Genomic DNA, 14594 nt, shown 5'->3' with positions numbered 1-14594 from the left:
TCTCCATATAACACCCTTACCCGGAGTGCCTCCTGAGAAGGAGGCAAAGATGAAAGAAACAAAGGTAGTTGTAACAGGACTGGTTGACGGAATTGAGGTGCAACTTTCCGTAGGTGACGTGGAAGGAATACCCATGGAAATGGCGGAGGAAATCAACCGTATCCGTGACGAGGAGGACAATATCGAGGAACTGCAGGCAGATTATGACAGGCATCACCGTGACAAGCTGGTGGAAGGAATCAGATGTGCGATTCAGAGGGGACAGGCCGAGGACAAAACAGATCCGCTTGATAAAGTAGTTGATCCCAGGGCAGATATTTTCTCCATTCTTTTTCCGCAAAAAGAACAGGACACTGAGATGGTCAAGGCTGTGAAACAGGTTATAAAGGAACTGCCGGAAAGCCAGAGGGCGCTGTTTGAGAAACGGTATGTCATGTGCATGACATTTGATGAGATTGCTGATGAAGAATTCCTTATTACAAGAAAACGTGTCACAAAGCAGGCAGTATCCCAAAGGCATCAAAGGATGCTGGCACAGGTGAAAAAAAGGCTCGGACAGAGAGTGCAGGTTCCATTCTAAAGCAAAGGAATAGGGGGTTTACAGTTTTTCCAATAAGTGGAGGGAAGCTGTAACCCCCTACTTTATCTGGAAGAGGAGGAGAAACATGAAGCTGAAAGTTATCATCGCACGACCGGGAGAGAAAGCCGCTGTAGAGGAGATTGCCCCCGGATACGGCAGCTTGGAGCAGATTGTGGGCGGAGAGCTGGAATTTTCTACGCCCATCATGAACGACGTGGTCGTGGTCTGCGACAGGCAGGGGAAGGAAAAGGGCAAGATGCCTAATCGGTTTTATTTTGGGGATATGTCCATCCCTTTTATCCGGGACGGACAGGAAGTGGATGTCTTTGCCGGGACCATTGTCATCATCGGCCACAGGAAGGGGAAGGAAATGTTGGACTCGCTGACAGAGTCAGAGGTTGACCTGTTCATGGATATCTATGGGGAGCCGCAGTTTATAACAGACTGGAGAGGATTGGAGGGTGCTGATTACAGAAACGACCGGAGCCACTATGTATGAAAGGGTTCCGGCTCCCCGTTTACCAAAGATCCAATAAGTGGAAGGAGGTAAAGCGCAGGATGCCGCAGGGCTGTCTGTGTATGCAATGGCAGCAGGCGCAGGCTCCTATGTGGACCCCGAAACGGGGAATGTATTGGACTACTGAACTAAGCGGGCAGAAAAACCGGGAGCGCGGATGCTCCCGGCATATTTACAAGGAGGTGTTTATGAATACAGATTACAGATTGGTTACCGATGTGCAAGGCATCCGCGAGTATCTCGGGTATGCCGCAGACGTGGCGTTTGACATTGAAACAGCCCCGGATGACGGTTTCCGTGAAGAAGAGAAAGCTGCCCTTGACCCTGCTAAAGCACATATCACAGGGTGCAGCTTTTCAAGGGATGAGGGGACAGGCATATATATCCCGGTCGCACACTTAAGGGGGAAAAATATAAATAAAGAAGAATTTTTGTTATTTATGAGGGAATTCCTGACATCACCTTCCATAAATAAAATTGCACATAATATTGCCTTCGAAGCAGCCTTTTTCTATTTCTGCAGGATCATCATCCAGGAGCCATGCTATGACACGATGTGTGCCGCGCAGATGACGCTTAAGAGCAGTTATGAGTTCCGAAAGCTGAACGAGTCCGGCCTGAAGCGGCTGGCGGAGGATATCTGTAAGGAGCCCCTGCCGTCCTTTACGAGTGTCACGGGCGGGAAACATTTTGATGAACTGGATGCGCAGGATCCAGAGACCGTCCGTTATGGCTGTGCCGATTCAGATTTTGCACTCCGGCTCTACCATATCTTCAAGAATTGGTTTGAAAGGTTCCTTCCGAAACACGGGCGCATTGTTGCTGAGATGGAATCGCCCACGGCTGTCTACATCGGCATTATGCGGGTAAACGGAGTGCCGATGGACATCCCGCTCATGCAGGCAAGGCAGGAAGAAGCCCGGAAGGAGATGGCTCGGATCAGGGATGAGATACAGATGATGATTGGTGACATTGAGATTGGGGCGAACTGCAGCACGAATGCCTTCAAGAATTATCTGTTTAAGACGCTGAAACTGCCCGTGCTCAAGACCACCGAGTCCAACCGGGAGGCGGCTGATGACGCATCCATGATCCTCCTGCAGGACTGGTGCAGGGAAAACAGGCCGGAACTGGTGCCGCTTTTCTCGCTGGTACAGGAGTACAGGAAGTGGGGCAAAATCCTGTCAACATATCTGGTGGGGTACAGCAGGTTCCTCAATCCCGTGACGGGGCGGATTCATCCGAACATGATGGCGCTTTCAACGGACACGGGGCGGTTCAGCTGTAATTCCCCCAACCTCCAGAATATGCCCCGTGCCACCAATGACCCCGTCGGCATCCGCAGCCTTGTAAAGGCTCCCGATGGCATGGTCATCGTATCCTGTGATTTTTCACAGATTGAATTGCGGGTCGGTGCATTCTACTGCCGGGACGAGGTGATGCTCCGCACATACAGGACGGGCGGGGACATCCACGCAATGACCACAAGCGTTATCTTCGGCTGTACTTATGACGAGGCACAGGATAAGCACAGGGACGGATATAAGGAACAGAGGACTATTGCAAAAAACGTTAATTTCGGGACCTTTTACGGCCTGTTCCCGAAAGGGCTCCAGAAGACCCTCAAGTTCAAGGCGGGCATGGAGAAATCTTTCGAGGAATGCGCGGAGATTATTGACAACCTGAAAGCCGGATACAAAGGCCTGACAGCCTGGCAGGACGAGACGAAGGCGCTTGCGGCGAGGAGAATGTATTCGGAGACATGGCTTGGCAGGAGGAGGTATCTTCCAAACATCCAGTCGGATGATTGGGGGAAGAAGTCTTTCGCGGAGAGGTGCGCACTGAATACCCCGATCCAGGGTACGGCGGCTGATATCCTCAAAATGGCGATCGTCCGGCTGCTGCGCGGACTGCCGGAACATGATTACCTGAAGCCTATCCTGCAGATCCATGATGAACTGACTTTCCTTGTGCCGGAGGGAAAGGTGGAGGAGGCCGTTGCATTTATCAGGGAGTGTATGGAGGAGCAGCCCTTCCCGGAGTTTGACCTTCCGCTTGTAGCGGAGGCATCGGTTGGGCGGACCTTCGGGGAGATGGAAGAATTGGGGGATTGAATGTATGGGAAGTATGTATAAGAATCACGAGGGCTTCAGCGACCCTACGGCCGGAAAGGCAATCAGTAATGCCATGCGGGAATACAGGGAAAAGCAGAAAGCCATATACAGACGGCGGTCAGAGATAAAAGGCAGGAAAAAGGTATATGTCATTTCGCAGTTCTCCGGGAATATCCCGGAGAATGTCAGGAAGGCACAGGCTTATGGCAGGTATGTGATCCGGAAGAGGTGCATCCCTGTTACAAGCCACCCGCTGTATCCACAGATGCTGGACATGGCAGCAGACGGGACGGAAACGGCGGAAGCGAGGGAGCTGGGGACGATGTTCGGCCTTGCGCTGCTTGCGGTGTGTGACGAGGCATGGTGCTTTACCTCCGGGCTCCCGGAGGACGCCATATCGGAGGGCATGAAAACGGAACTGGAGGAGGCGAGGAGGCTCGGCATTCCCATAAAAATGATAAAGGGGGAAGATATATGGAAGGAAAGACAGTAGTATCAGCACAGGATGTCATAAGTGCTGTTTACAATCCCGATGAGACCGTGAACCTGCGCATCTTTGAAGACCAGGGCTCCGGCATCTACAGCGGGGGGAAGATAGCAGTGGAGGCAGGGAAATTCTCGACAAAGGAAGACGAACTGAAGAAACACAATGCACTGAACCGCGGGATTTTCTGGGTGGTCAATGCAGGGGGCAATGACGACAGGAGCATCAATTTAATCAAGGCACAGTTCGTGGAGATGGATGAGGGGGACTTCCAGGAGCAGTGGAGGAAAGTCAATGAGTTCCCCCTCCAGCCGTCCATCGTGATTAAGACAAGGAAGTCGCTCCATGTGTATTATCTGATGAAGGATGCGGAGGTCGGGCGGTTCCGTGTCATACAGAAGCAGCTTGTGGCACACTTCGGCGGCGATCCGATGTGCGTCAACGAATCAAGGTGCATGAGGCTGCCGGGATTCAACCACTGCAAGAAGGATCCGGTGATGGTGACCTGCGAACTGTTCCACCCGGAGAGGAAATACACCCAGGATGAACTGGCGGAGCATCTGCCGGAAATCGACACCGCACCCGTTGCGGTCATGGAGGGCGACCAGAAGGGGCTTTCCATTGTCCTGTCGCAGTGCGAGTTCATCAAGCACTGCCGGGATGATGCGGCGGCGCTTTCAGAAGCGGAATGGTATGCCATGATTACGGAACTGACACCGTTTGCCGGAGGGACGGAAAAAATCCACGAGTATTCCGCCCCATATCCCGGCTATGACCATGCAAAGACGCAGAAGAAGATTAACCATTTCCTTCAGAGCGGGACCGGCCCCATCACCTGCGAGACGCTGAAAGAGAAGGGGTTCGACTGCTCTAAGATGAAGGATGGGTCCTGCAAGTGCAAGGCTCCGGCGGCATTGTGCTATCAGCCGCTTGCAATAGGTGGTATCCGCGCCTTCCTGGCTGGGCTCCCGGTCAAGGGAAACGTGGTGGATGACCTGCAGACAGCAAAGTCATTTGTGGAGGAATATCTCTATAACGTGGACAATGTGACGGCAGAGTCTTTTATTAATCATGAACTGCGTCCGCATTTTAATTTTAAGAAGGATGACATCAGGCCGCTGTTTTCCCTGCAGAAGGATTTATTCCGCAGGCATCAGGCATCCTCAGGTGCAAAGAAGAATGCGTCCGGGAAGGATATCCCGCCCTGGTATGATATGTCGGAGAAGGGAGTCCGGTTTAAGCCGGGGATACTGGCGGACGACCTGAAAGGCTCACAGAAGGTGTTCTATGCTGCCGAGCAGTATTACCGATATGAAAATGGCGTATACAGGCCGATCACAGAACTGACGGCGAGGAACATCGTCCGTGGGAAGATGTTCCCGGAGGAAACGAAACTGTCCCAGATCACGGATGCGGAGGGGCAATGGAAGATGCAGATACAGCTTGATTCCAAAGACCTGAATGCCAATCCCTACATCATAAATTTAAAAAACGGGCTCTATAATGTCATCGAGGACAGACTGGAGGACCATACCCCGGATTATCTCTCTACTGTGCAGATCCATGCCGGATATGACCCTTCTGCGCAGTGTCCGAGGTTTATGGAGTATCTGCATGATTCCCTTGATGACGAGATGATCCCGCTGATGCAGGAGATACTCGGATATTTCCTCATCCCTACGAACAGGGCGCAGAAGGCATTTGTGCTTGTGGGCGTGGCGAGGAGCGGGAAGTCCGTGCTGATCCGCACGATATCTGAGATACTGCTTGGCACGGAAAATGTCAGCAACGTCTCATGGCAGGCGCTGAACGAGCGTTTCAAGCCTGCGGAACTGTGGGGAAAGCTGGCGAACACATTTGCCGACCTTCCTACCAAGAATATTGATGACAACGGCATTTTCAAGGCGCTTGTGGGCGAGGATTCCCTGACCGTGGAGTTTAAGAACAAGAAGCCGTTCTCTTTCCAGAGTTATGCGAGGCTGTTATTCTCCTGCAACAGCATACCTAAAAATTATGGCGACCGCTCGGAAGGGTTCTACCGCAGGCTCATCATCATACGCTTTAGCAATGCCGTGCCGGAAGACAAGAAAGACCCCGCCCTTATTGAAAAGTTCCGTGATGAGGCGGACGGCATTTTTATGTTTGCGCTTGCAGGATTGAAGCGGCTCATGGAGAACGGATTCATTTTCTCCGAGACCGATGCCAACAGGCTGGAGCTCCAGAGCTACCGCGAGGACAGCAATTCCTGCCTGTCATTTGTCAAGGACTGCTGCGAACTTGACAGTCTGGCGGAGATCGGCGTGACAATGCTCTATGACAAGTACAAGATTTACTGCCAGGATAACGGGATGAGGCCGTATGGAAAACAGACATTCAATAAGGAATTGGAAACCAACCTGTCAGATATTGTCAGAGGCAGGGACACCACAGGCAACAAGCGGGTATGGAAGGGGTTGCGCTTCGGAGACTGCATAGATTAAGGGATTGAAGGGGCTTCCACCATGCGGCGGGAGCCCCTTTCCACAGGCTCTGACAGTTTCTGACAGAAATTTTCCCGCCTTTCTCTCTATATATATAAAAAAACACCTATATTAAATTTTTATTTTCATTTTCGTTATAATGGGATTTTTATTGTCAGAAAGTGTCAGAAAGCCTTATTCATGGGAGGTTTTGGCATGAGGGAATCTGACATTTTAGATGAAGTCAGAAAATACCTAAAGACGGTGGTGGAATGCGTTTTCTGGAAAGAGCCTGGCAGGATGCATGGCACTGCAGGAATCCATTTGATTCCTCTCAGACCGTTTACCCAAATTCCTATAATTAGAAGGAAAGGCAGAGAATGCCTTTTGGATGGATGAAAGGAGGTACTAACTGTGGTAAGTTTCAGGAAATGGATGGATCAGTACAAAGAGGAGCGTTCACCGATTGGCGACCTTGCGAGGGATATCGCAGCAGATGATACTTTTCCGAAATCTTCAAAAGCTGATACACTTTTCGAGTACATGGAAGAGTGTGGTGCCTGTGAAGGCTGCTTCCGGGCTTTTTATGAGGCGTGGGGAATGTATGAGAGGGAGCGTGTCGGGGAGAAACTGTTCAGAAGAAAATGGGGTGCTTTTGCCAGCTTACGAGAGGTTGATAAGCACCATTAACTTACAGGCAGTCCATGATTACAGGGCTGCCCTAAAGACGCTCTCGAAGAACCAAAAAACATACAGGTCAATAGGGATGTATGTGGAGACCTGACATTTTAGATGAAGTAAAAAAATACCTAAGACGGTGGCAGGATGTATGGCACTGCAGGAATCCCCTTGATGCATCTCAGACCGTTTACTTAAATTCCTATAATTAGAAGGAAAGGCAGAGAATGTCTTTTGGCCGGATGAAAGAAGGCACTAACTGTGGTAAGTTTCAGAAAATGGATGGAGCAGTACAAAGAGGAGTGTTCACCGATGGGCGACCTTGCGAGGAATATTGCCGCCGATGAGGCTTTCCCCAATTCCTCGGATACGGATGTGATCTTCGCATATATGGAAAAGCATGATGCCTGTCTGGAGTACTGTCAGGCTTTTTACAGGGTTTGGGGAATGTATGAGCGGGAACGTGCCAGGGAGAGGCTGTTCAGAAAACAGAGGAATGCCTATGAATAATTATGAGGAACTGGCAAACGCCATCATCCTGCAGGCAGTAAGAGATTACCGGGATGCGCTGGGGATGCTTGCGAAGAATCCGAACAGCATATCAGCAAACCGGGATAAGTCAGACTGTGAGAGATTTTTTTTAGGGAAGTGGTTTTCTGAACTGACTAAAATTGATGGGAAACAGCTGATGCACAAATTACAGAGGGAGGCAGAGCAATCATGAAAGCAAGGGATTATCTGGGGCAGGCGTTCCGGCTTGACCAGAGGATAAATAGTAAAATTGAACAGGTGCGGTCGCTGAATGATCTGGCGGCTAAATGCACATCAACGATAACGGGTATGCCGGGAAACCCTAACAGGGGGAAGGACAGCATCGGGGATACCATCGCAAAGATAGTGGATCTGCAGGAAGAGATTAACAGGGATATTGATGCCTTAGTGGATTTGAAGGCTGAGATTTATTCCGTCATCCGTGCCATTGACAACGTGGAGTGCCAGACCTTGCTGGAACTTCGGTATCTGAGTTTCATGCGGTGGGAGGAGATAGCCGTGCAGCTTAATTACGGAATGGAGAACATCTACCGGCTGCACAGGAAAGCGTTAAATCTGGTAAGCATTCCAAGTTGAAAGTAAAATACACTGTTTTACAGTATGCCCTCTGTGTTATAGTAAAATCAGATAAAAGATAATCGAACTGAGCCTTTGCGGGAGAAATCCTGCGGAGGCTTTTCTTTTGCCCGAAGGGAGATGGGGTTATGCCAAGAAGACCGAAGAGGCCGTGTTCCTTCCCCGGATGTCCGAAACTGACAGAGGGACGGTTTTGTGAGGAGCATGAAAAGCAGGAGAACCGGCGCTACGAGATGTACGGCCGTGACCCGGCTGTACGCCGTAGGTATGGCAGGGCATGGAAACGCATCCGTGACCGCTACGCCGCGAAGCACCCGTTATGTGAGGAGTGCCAGAAGAAGGGTGTGCTGCGGCCGGTGGAAGAGGTACACCACAGGCTGCCATTGGCAGAGGGCGGCACTCATGATGAGAGCAACCTCATATCGCTGTGCCAGTCCTGCCATGCGAGGATTCATGCGGAGCGCGGCGACCGCTGGAATAAGCGTTAGATCCTTGTGTGCGGGTTCCCTGTGGGGATTTCTGCCAGCCGGGAGGGGCGGTCGGAATCTCCACAAGGAACCCGCCGGGGAACGGGCGTGGGGTCAAACGCACAAAAACCGGAAATCAAAGGGGGGATTGCCCCTTTTTCCTTTTCCGCATTTTAAAGGCTTTCCGTGGCGCTGCGGTGTTTGATTTCCGCAGCATTTTTTCAAAAGAAATCAAAGAAACGGGGTGAGGGGAGTGGCAAAGGACGGAAGCAACCGGGGCGGAGCAAGGCCGGGCGCAGGGCGCAAGAGGAAGGCGCTCATGGAGAAAATCAGCGAGGGCAGGACGGCGGCGGTCATGCTGGAGCCTGCCGAGCTGGAGGGCGTGGATGTGCCGCCCGTGAAGGAGTTCCTGAAATCCCCGCAGAAAAGCGGGCGGGAGCTGGTGGCGGAGGAGGTCTACAATGAAACCTATGTCTGGCTGAAAGCGAGGGGATGTGAAAAGCTGGTCACCGTGCAGATGGTGGAGCAGTACGCCATGAGCGTGTCCCGGTGGATACAGTGCGAGGAGATCGTGTCCTCCACGGGCTTCCTTGCGAAGCACCCGACCACGGGGGCCGCCATTGCCTCCCCTTATGTCACCATGAGCCAGTCCTACATGAAGCAGACCAATTACTGCTGGATGCAGATATACCAGATCGTGAAGGAGAACTGCTCGGTGGAGTTCCAGGGGAACACGCCCCAGGATGATGTGATGGAGCGGCTGCTCCGCGCAAGAAAGGGCATGTAGGGATACCTGAAAACCTGCCGGTATACAGAAAGAAATTTTATCCAGGGGAATTTATATAAAATGTGAGGAAGGAGATTGACAAAGCAGGCTTCATCTGCCATACTGTAATGATTTAGCGACAAAGAGCGCTGGATGGAGGTACGGGCAGGATAGGAGAAAAAAAAGAATGGCATACGAATATGTAAGTGAGAAGGAAGTCAGGCCATACCGCAGTGAGTGTTCGCGGATCCTTACAGAACTGCGGGATTATCTGAATGAGGAATACGGCATAATCACCCAGTTCTTTCTTGTAGGAAGTGGGAGCCATGCGCGGAAACTTGTCATGCGGAACGGCAATTCCCCGTTTGACCTGGACTATAACCTGGTGGTCATAAGGATGCCGGAGGAATACTGGAATGACACGCGGTGCCTTAAAAACAGGGTCAGGGATTCTTTGAACCTGATATTAAGGAGAAGCAGGAGTCATGTTGTAAGGGGAGGCCAATTTTCGGATGGGAAGGATTCGACATCTGTTATAACTGCTTTGATGTATACTCCCGGCGTCCTGTCACAGGTGGCTTTCAGTTTTGACCTTGCCATATTGGCCAGAGATGAAGATGGACCCTATTACAGGCTGCTCCACGATAAGGGTTCTAATAATTATCATTGGGGAGAAGCTCCATCTGTTCATCACATCCGGGAAAAAGCTGATGCCATTAAGTCCAAAAGGCATTGGGGTGAGGTTCGTGAAAGATATAAAGACAAGAAAAATATGTATCTTGAACGCCAGGATAAAAACCATCCATCATATATAGTTTATGTTGAAACAATAAACGAGGTATATAGAAAATATTTTAACTGATTATTTTTTGAAACCGTCCTATGGGGCGGTTTTTTCATGCTCTTTTTTAATTGGAAGGTGCATTTGAGTGATACCGTCTGCTATGAAATGGAGGTTTCTTAATGAAGACGACAACTGATATGCAGCTTGTAGCTGTTGAAAAATTGGTGCCATATGTGAATAACGCGCGGACTCATTCACCAGAACAACTCACAAAGCTACGCTCATCCCTGCGGGAGTTTGGATTTGTGAACCCGGTCATCATCGACCGGGATTTCAATGTCATCGCGGGGCATGGCAGGATTGCAGCGGCAAAAGAGGAAGGGATCACGGAAGTCCCGTGTGTGTTTGTGGACTATCTGACGGAGGCGCAGAAGAAAGCCTACATCCTTGCGGATAACCGCATGGCCCTGGATGCCGGGTGGGATGAGGAGCTTCTCCGCATCGAGATTGAATCCCTGCAGGGCGCGGATTTTGATGTATCCCTGACAGGCTTCGGTGAGGATGAGATTGCAGACCTTTTTGTCGGGGACGGTGAAAAGGATGTGAAAGATGATGATTTCGACCTTTCCGCCGCGTTGGAGAAAGCTGCGTTCGTGGAGCGGGGCGATATCTGGACGGTGGGCAGGCACAGGCTGATGTGCGGGGACGCGACCAGTGCGGAGGATGTGGCGGCGCTCATGGACGGGAAGAAAGCAAACCTCATCGTGACGGACCCGCCGTATGGAGTTTCCTTCAAGAGTGGCAGCGGGCTTTCCATCCAGAACGACAGCATGAAGGGGGATGAATTCTACACATTTCTGTATAATTCGTTTGTCTGCATGGTGGAGCATCTGGAAAGCGGTGGCGCGGCGTATGTGTTCCATGCGGACACGGAGGGGCTGAATTTCCGCAAGGCATTTGTGGATGCAGGGTTCCACCTTGCCGGGGTGTGCATATGGGTGAAGAATTCGCTGGTGCTTGGGCGTTCGGATTACCAGTGGCAGCATGAGCCTGTGCTGTACGGCTTTCTGAAGAACGGCAGACATCCGTGGTATTCCGACCGGAAGCAGACCACCATCTGGAACTACGACAAGCCGAAGCGGAATAAGAACCACCCGACATCAAAGCCGTTAGACCTGCTGTCATATCCAATCTGTAATTCTTCGCAGGAGAATGCCATCGTGCTGGACACTTTCGGCGGCAGCGGTTCCACGATGATGGCGTGTGAATTAACCCGGCGTACCGCCTGCCTGATGGAACTGGATGAAAAATACGCATCCGTCATCCTCCGCCGTGCCGTGGAAATTGGTATCGCGCCGGAGGATATTTTTGTGGAGCGCGGCGGGGAGAAAATCCCGTACTCAGAACTGGTGAAGGAGGTGGAGGCATAGTGGACGCTATATATATCCATAGCAGGGAGTCTGACACTGACGGCGGGGACACACCGAATCCGCAGGCTGCGGATTCCAGACTGACCCTCGGAAGCCTGTTTGACGGCAGCGGGGGCTTTCCGCTCGGAGGTCTGCTTGCCGGGATAAAGCCTTTATGGGCTTCGGAGATTGAGCCGTTTCCTATCCGCGTGACAACAAAGCGGCTGCCCTCTGTGAAGCACTTAGGTGATATTTCCACAGTGGACGGTTCGAAAATAGAACCCGTGGATATCATCACCTTCGGCTCGCCCTGCACCGATATGTCGGTGGCGGGGAAGCGGGCGGGACTGGACGGGCGGCAGTCCTGCCTGTTCTACCAGGCAATCAGAATCGTAAAGGAAATGAGGTGTGCAACAGATGGAAAATATCCAAGGTTTATCGTGTGGGAGAACGTCCCCGGCGCCTTCTCATCCAACAAAGGGGAGGACTTCAAGGCCGTCCTCGAAGCGGTCTGCTCCGTCAAAGGCGAAGGTGTTTCTGTTCCTGAACCTCCAAAGGGAAAGTGGGCAAACGCAGGAAATATCGTGGGAGACGGATTTTCCCTTGCATGGCGGGTGCTTGACGCACAATTTTGGGGAATCCCCCAGCGAAGGAAACGCATCTACCTTGTCGCAGATTTTGCAGGCGGGAGTGCCGGAAAGGTATTATTTGAGTCCGAAGGCGTGTCTGGGTATTCTGCGGAGGGCTTCCGTCCGTGGCAAGGAGCTGCCGGAGGTGCTGCGGAAGGCCCTGGAGCGGCAGGCATCGGCTTTGACAGGTACAACGGAAGCCTGACATATGATGTGGCACAGTCACTGAACGCAACAGCTGGGAGCAGCGGCGATAACCAGCCGATGGTGTTCCAACAGGCCACGGTCTTAAACGACCAGGGCGGGCAGCGGATGGAAGTGACGGATGGTGTGACCTGTACTTTGCGGGCAGAGGCTCACCATCCCCCATGTGTTCTGGAGGCGGCAGGATTCTGCACGGAGCATTCCGCAAAGGCACGGGGGATTGGGTACGAAGAGGAAACCTCGCCCACGCTCCGTGCCGGGACAGTGCCGGCAGCGGTGGCTTTGGAAAACCATCCGGCAGACAGCCGCGTGAAGCTGTCGGAGGATGGAAAGGTGCAGACGCTGACCTCACGGATGGGGACCGGAGGCGGGAATGTACCTATGGTCATGGATGCGGAAACGCCCAAGACACTGAAAATCCGCTCCGGCTGTGAAGGCGGCGGGAAAGGCCCGATCATACAGGATGACAAATCGGCGACGCTCTCCTGCAACAATGACCAGACAGTGTTCGTGCCGTTCTGCAAGGGATACCGCGCCCATTATAAAGGGGATGCTCCCACATGGAAGGATGGGAAGGTGGCAAACACGCTGAACACCTTTGATGTGGGGGAAAGCCGCTGCAACGAGCTGGTGGTGCAGGCATACGGCATCTGTTCCAAGGACAGCAATGCCATGAAGTCGGATAACCCGCACAGCGGATTCTATGAGGCAGACACTTCCCGGACGCTTGACGGGAACGGCGGGAACCCCTCCTGCAACCAGGGCGGCATTGCCGTGGTGTCGGTGCAGGGCTCCATGATCGGCAGGGAGGATAAGAACGGGCCGCAGGGCAGCGGCGTGAATGAGGATGTCTCCTTCACGCTGAATGCCACGGACCACCATGCGGTGGCGTACCCGACCTACTGCACGAGCAAGAATTCCCATTTCACGCGGGCGGAGAAGGAACTGGCGAACACGCTGGTGGCTACGGATTATAAAGACCCGCCTGTCATCAACGATGTGCAGGCGGAGCCGGAGTATATCGTCCGCAGGCTGACCCCTACGGAATGTGCGAGGCTGCAGGGCTTCCCGGACTGGTGGTGCAGCGGCCTTGGGACGGAAGAGCCAACGGAGGATGACCTTGCTTTCTGGCGGGAGGTCTTTGAGACCCGCCGTAAGATTATGGGGACTTCCACCAAGCCAAAGACCGATAAGCAGATCATCAAGTGGCTGAAAGAGCCGCATTCGGATTCTGCTGAATATAAGATGTGGGGCAACGGCGTGGCGCTGCCGAATGTCTATTTCGTGCTTTCGGGCATTGTGTTTTACGCACAGTTCCCGGACTTTTTATTGTGACATTTTTTCTCACATACTGCTTGCTATTCCAGCCGCTTAGAGTGATTAATGTAGTACCGAAAAAGAAGGAGGAAAACACAATGGAAACAAGGTACAACGTAACAGGAGAAAAGCGGAAGGAAATGGTGGAGGTCATTTCCGGGGTTGTCGGAATGAGGGCGGTTTATATGAGGATGCCGACCTGCGCCTACGCAATCAGCAACATTACCGTAAGCAGGGATGGGACACTGGCATGGGATGAACGCACAGACAGCCGGACAATAGAAAAGGTAAAGGAAGCATTGGCGGCCGCAGGCTTCAATGCGGAGGAAACCGCAGAGGCGGCGCAGGAAGCCGGCACGGAGGAAAAAAGCGCAGATGCGGAAAACAATGCGGATGAGCCGGAAACTGCGCCGCAGGGGGAGAACGTAGGGCTTACGGTGGCGGTTCCGCTCGGCATGGTGCTTTGCGGAAACCTTACCAGGCTGCTGGAGGCAAAAGGCAGCCTCATCAAAAAGGCCCTCGGCATTGATGACCTGCGGATTGAAATTGATGAGGAGAAGGTTTCCTTCCCATGGTTTTCCGAGGCACCGGATGCAGAGTCAGCCAAAGCATACACGCATTTTATTTCCGCACTCTGCGAGATGAGCCGGAACCAGAAACGCATCACGGCAAAGGAAAAAGCGGTGGACAACGAAAAGTACGCATTCCGGTGCTTCCTGCTCCGGCTCGGATTCATCGGCACGGAATACAAGGGAGAGCGGAAAATACTGCTGAAGAACCTTTCCGGCAGTTCGGCTTTCAAGAACGGCGAAAGGAAGGAGGCGGCAGACGATGAAGTTTCCGAATAGGGAGACGGTGGAGCGCGTCCGCAGGGAGTACCCTGCGGGGACGCGGGTGGAGCTGGTGCGGATGGACGATGTGCAGGCTCCGCCCATAGGGACGCAGGGGACGGTCGAGGGTGTGGATGATGTTGCTGCCCATTTATTCTGGCTTCAAATAAATCTGATTGATTGTCACAGAATTAACCGATATAATGACATCAGCATAGAGAAAGAGAA

The 14594-nt window shown here is 52.3% G+C and carries 16 protein-coding genes and 1 pseudogene; all 17 read left to right on the top strand.

Annotated features, from left to right (window positions below):
* The first annotated feature begins 49 nt into the window (after window positions 1-49).
* Complete coding sequence (locus tag D5281_RS03240; protein ID WP_160558721.1) at window positions 50-580, top strand: sigma-70 RNA polymerase sigma factor region 4 domain-containing protein; 531 nt, start codon at window positions 50-52, stop codon at window positions 578-580.
* Window positions 581-665: 85 nt separating this feature from the next.
* A complete protein-coding gene (locus D5281_RS03235; protein WP_160558720.1) occupies window positions 666-1079 on the top strand; it encodes a DUF3846 domain-containing protein in 414 nt (137 codons plus the stop codon).
* Window positions 1080-1285: 206 nt separating this feature from the next.
* Window positions 1286-3211, top strand: a complete 1926-nt coding sequence (locus D5281_RS03230) for a bifunctional 3'-5' exonuclease/DNA polymerase (RefSeq protein ID WP_160558719.1) — start codon at window positions 1286-1288, stop codon at window positions 3209-3211.
* Between the two features lie 4 nt (window positions 3212-3215).
* Window positions 3216-3704: a DUF7768 domain-containing protein gene (locus tag D5281_RS03225; protein ID WP_277935145.1), complete on the top strand. Its 489-nt coding sequence runs from the start codon at window positions 3216-3218 to the stop codon at window positions 3702-3704.
* Entirely contained in the window at window positions 3686-6175 is a 2490-nt protein-coding gene (locus D5281_RS03220) for a DNA primase family protein (RefSeq protein WP_160558718.1), read from the top strand. The genes D5281_RS03225 and D5281_RS03220 overlap by 19 nt, the downstream gene beginning before the upstream one ends.
* 195 nt (window positions 6176-6370) lie before the next feature.
* Window positions 6371-6553 (top strand): hypothetical protein, encoded by a 183-nt coding sequence (locus tag D5281_RS03215; RefSeq protein WP_160558717.1) that lies wholly within the window; start codon window positions 6371-6373, stop codon window positions 6551-6553.
* Between the two features lie 15 nt (window positions 6554-6568).
* Complete coding sequence (locus D5281_RS03210) at window positions 6569-6844, top strand: YozE family protein (protein ID WP_160558716.1); 276 nt, start codon at window positions 6569-6571, stop codon at window positions 6842-6844.
* A gap of 249 nt (window positions 6845-7093) precedes the next feature.
* The gene (locus D5281_RS03205; RefSeq protein ID WP_160558715.1) at window positions 7094-7342 is read left to right on the top strand and encodes a YozE family protein; all 249 of its coding nucleotides are present in this window, start codon (window positions 7094-7096) and stop codon (window positions 7340-7342) included.
* Window positions 7335-7556 (top strand): hypothetical protein, encoded by a 222-nt coding sequence (locus D5281_RS03200; RefSeq protein ID WP_160558714.1) that lies wholly within the window; start codon window positions 7335-7337, stop codon window positions 7554-7556. Before D5281_RS03205 ends, D5281_RS03200 begins: the two co-directional genes overlap by 8 nt.
* Window positions 7553-7960 (top strand): DUF1492 domain-containing protein, encoded by a 408-nt coding sequence (locus tag D5281_RS03195; protein ID WP_160558713.1) that lies wholly within the window; start codon window positions 7553-7555, stop codon window positions 7958-7960. The genes D5281_RS03200 and D5281_RS03195 overlap by 4 nt, the downstream gene beginning before the upstream one ends.
* 128 nt (window positions 7961-8088) lie before the next feature.
* Window positions 8089-8448, top strand: a complete 360-nt coding sequence (locus D5281_RS03190; RefSeq protein WP_160558712.1) for an HNH endonuclease — start codon at window positions 8089-8091, stop codon at window positions 8446-8448.
* 232 nt (window positions 8449-8680) lie between these two features.
* Window positions 8681-9214, top strand: a complete 534-nt coding sequence (locus D5281_RS03185) for a P27 family phage terminase small subunit (protein ID WP_330584786.1) — start codon at window positions 8681-8683, stop codon at window positions 9212-9214.
* A 166-nt stretch (window positions 9215-9380) separates the two neighbouring features.
* Window positions 9381-10055: a hypothetical protein gene (locus tag D5281_RS03180; protein WP_160558711.1), complete on the top strand. Its 675-nt coding sequence runs from the start codon at window positions 9381-9383 to the stop codon at window positions 10053-10055.
* A 101-nt stretch (window positions 10056-10156) separates the two neighbouring features.
* On the top strand, window positions 10157-11407 hold the full coding sequence (locus D5281_RS03175) for a site-specific DNA-methyltransferase (protein WP_160558710.1): 1251 nt from the start codon (window positions 10157-10159) through the stop codon (window positions 11405-11407).
* Between the two features lie 14 nt (window positions 11408-11421).
* On the top strand, window positions 11422-13554 hold the full coding sequence (locus D5281_RS03170) for a DNA cytosine methyltransferase (protein ID WP_408637261.1): 2133 nt from the start codon (window positions 11422-11424) through the stop codon (window positions 13552-13554).
* 80 nt (window positions 13555-13634) lie between these two features.
* Window positions 13635-14384 carry a virulence protein gene (locus D5281_RS03165; protein WP_160558709.1) on the top strand — a complete coding sequence of 250 codons (750 nt, stop codon included), beginning with the start codon at window positions 13635-13637 and terminating at the stop codon, window positions 14382-14384.
* Window positions 14368-14514: pseudogene (locus D5281_RS26855) on the top strand (DUF4314 domain-containing protein); the annotation flags it as partial. The gene D5281_RS03165 and the pseudogene D5281_RS26855, both read left to right, overlap by 17 nt.
* Between the last annotated feature and the right edge of the window lie 80 nt (window positions 14515-14594).

Origin of the sequence: Parablautia muri (assembly GCF_009917485.1) — a bacterium.
GTDB lineage: Bacteria > Bacillota > Clostridia > Lachnospirales > Lachnospiraceae > Suilimivivens > Suilimivivens muri.
This window is presented reverse-complemented; position numbering and strand designations above follow the sequence as displayed.

What these genes read in the sequence shown, in the direction of transcription:
- D5281_RS03240 (WP_160558721.1), top strand. Translation starts at nt 50, where the DNA reads ATGAAAGAAACAAAGGTAGTTGTAACAGGACTGGTTGACGGAATTGAG.
- D5281_RS03235 (WP_160558720.1), top strand. Translation starts at nt 666, where the DNA reads ATGAAGCTGAAAGTTATCATCGCACGACCGGGAGAGAAAGCCGCTGTA.
- D5281_RS03230 (WP_160558719.1), top strand. Translation starts at nt 1,286, where the DNA reads ATGAATACAGATTACAGATTGGTTACCGATGTGCAAGGCATCCGCGAG.
- D5281_RS03225 (WP_277935145.1), top strand. Translation starts at nt 3,216, where the DNA reads ATGGGAAGTATGTATAAGAATCACGAGGGCTTCAGCGACCCTACGGCC.
- D5281_RS03220 (WP_160558718.1), top strand. Translation starts at nt 3,686, where the DNA reads ATGGAAGGAAAGACAGTAGTATCAGCACAGGATGTCATAAGTGCTGTT.
- D5281_RS03215 (WP_160558717.1), top strand. Translation starts at nt 6,371, where the DNA reads ATGAGGGAATCTGACATTTTAGATGAAGTCAGAAAATACCTAAAGACG.
- D5281_RS03200 (WP_160558714.1), top strand. Translation starts at nt 7,335, where the DNA reads ATGAATAATTATGAGGAACTGGCAAACGCCATCATCCTGCAGGCAGTA.
- D5281_RS03195 (WP_160558713.1), top strand. Translation starts at nt 7,553, where the DNA reads ATGAAAGCAAGGGATTATCTGGGGCAGGCGTTCCGGCTTGACCAGAGG.
- D5281_RS03190 (WP_160558712.1), top strand. Translation starts at nt 8,089, where the DNA reads ATGCCAAGAAGACCGAAGAGGCCGTGTTCCTTCCCCGGATGTCCGAAA.
- D5281_RS03180 (WP_160558711.1), top strand. Translation starts at nt 9,381, where the DNA reads ATGGCATACGAATATGTAAGTGAGAAGGAAGTCAGGCCATACCGCAGT.
- D5281_RS03175 (WP_160558710.1), top strand. Translation starts at nt 10,157, where the DNA reads ATGAAGACGACAACTGATATGCAGCTTGTAGCTGTTGAAAAATTGGTG.
- D5281_RS03165 (WP_160558709.1), top strand. Translation starts at nt 13,635, where the DNA reads ATGGAAACAAGGTACAACGTAACAGGAGAAAAGCGGAAGGAAATGGTG.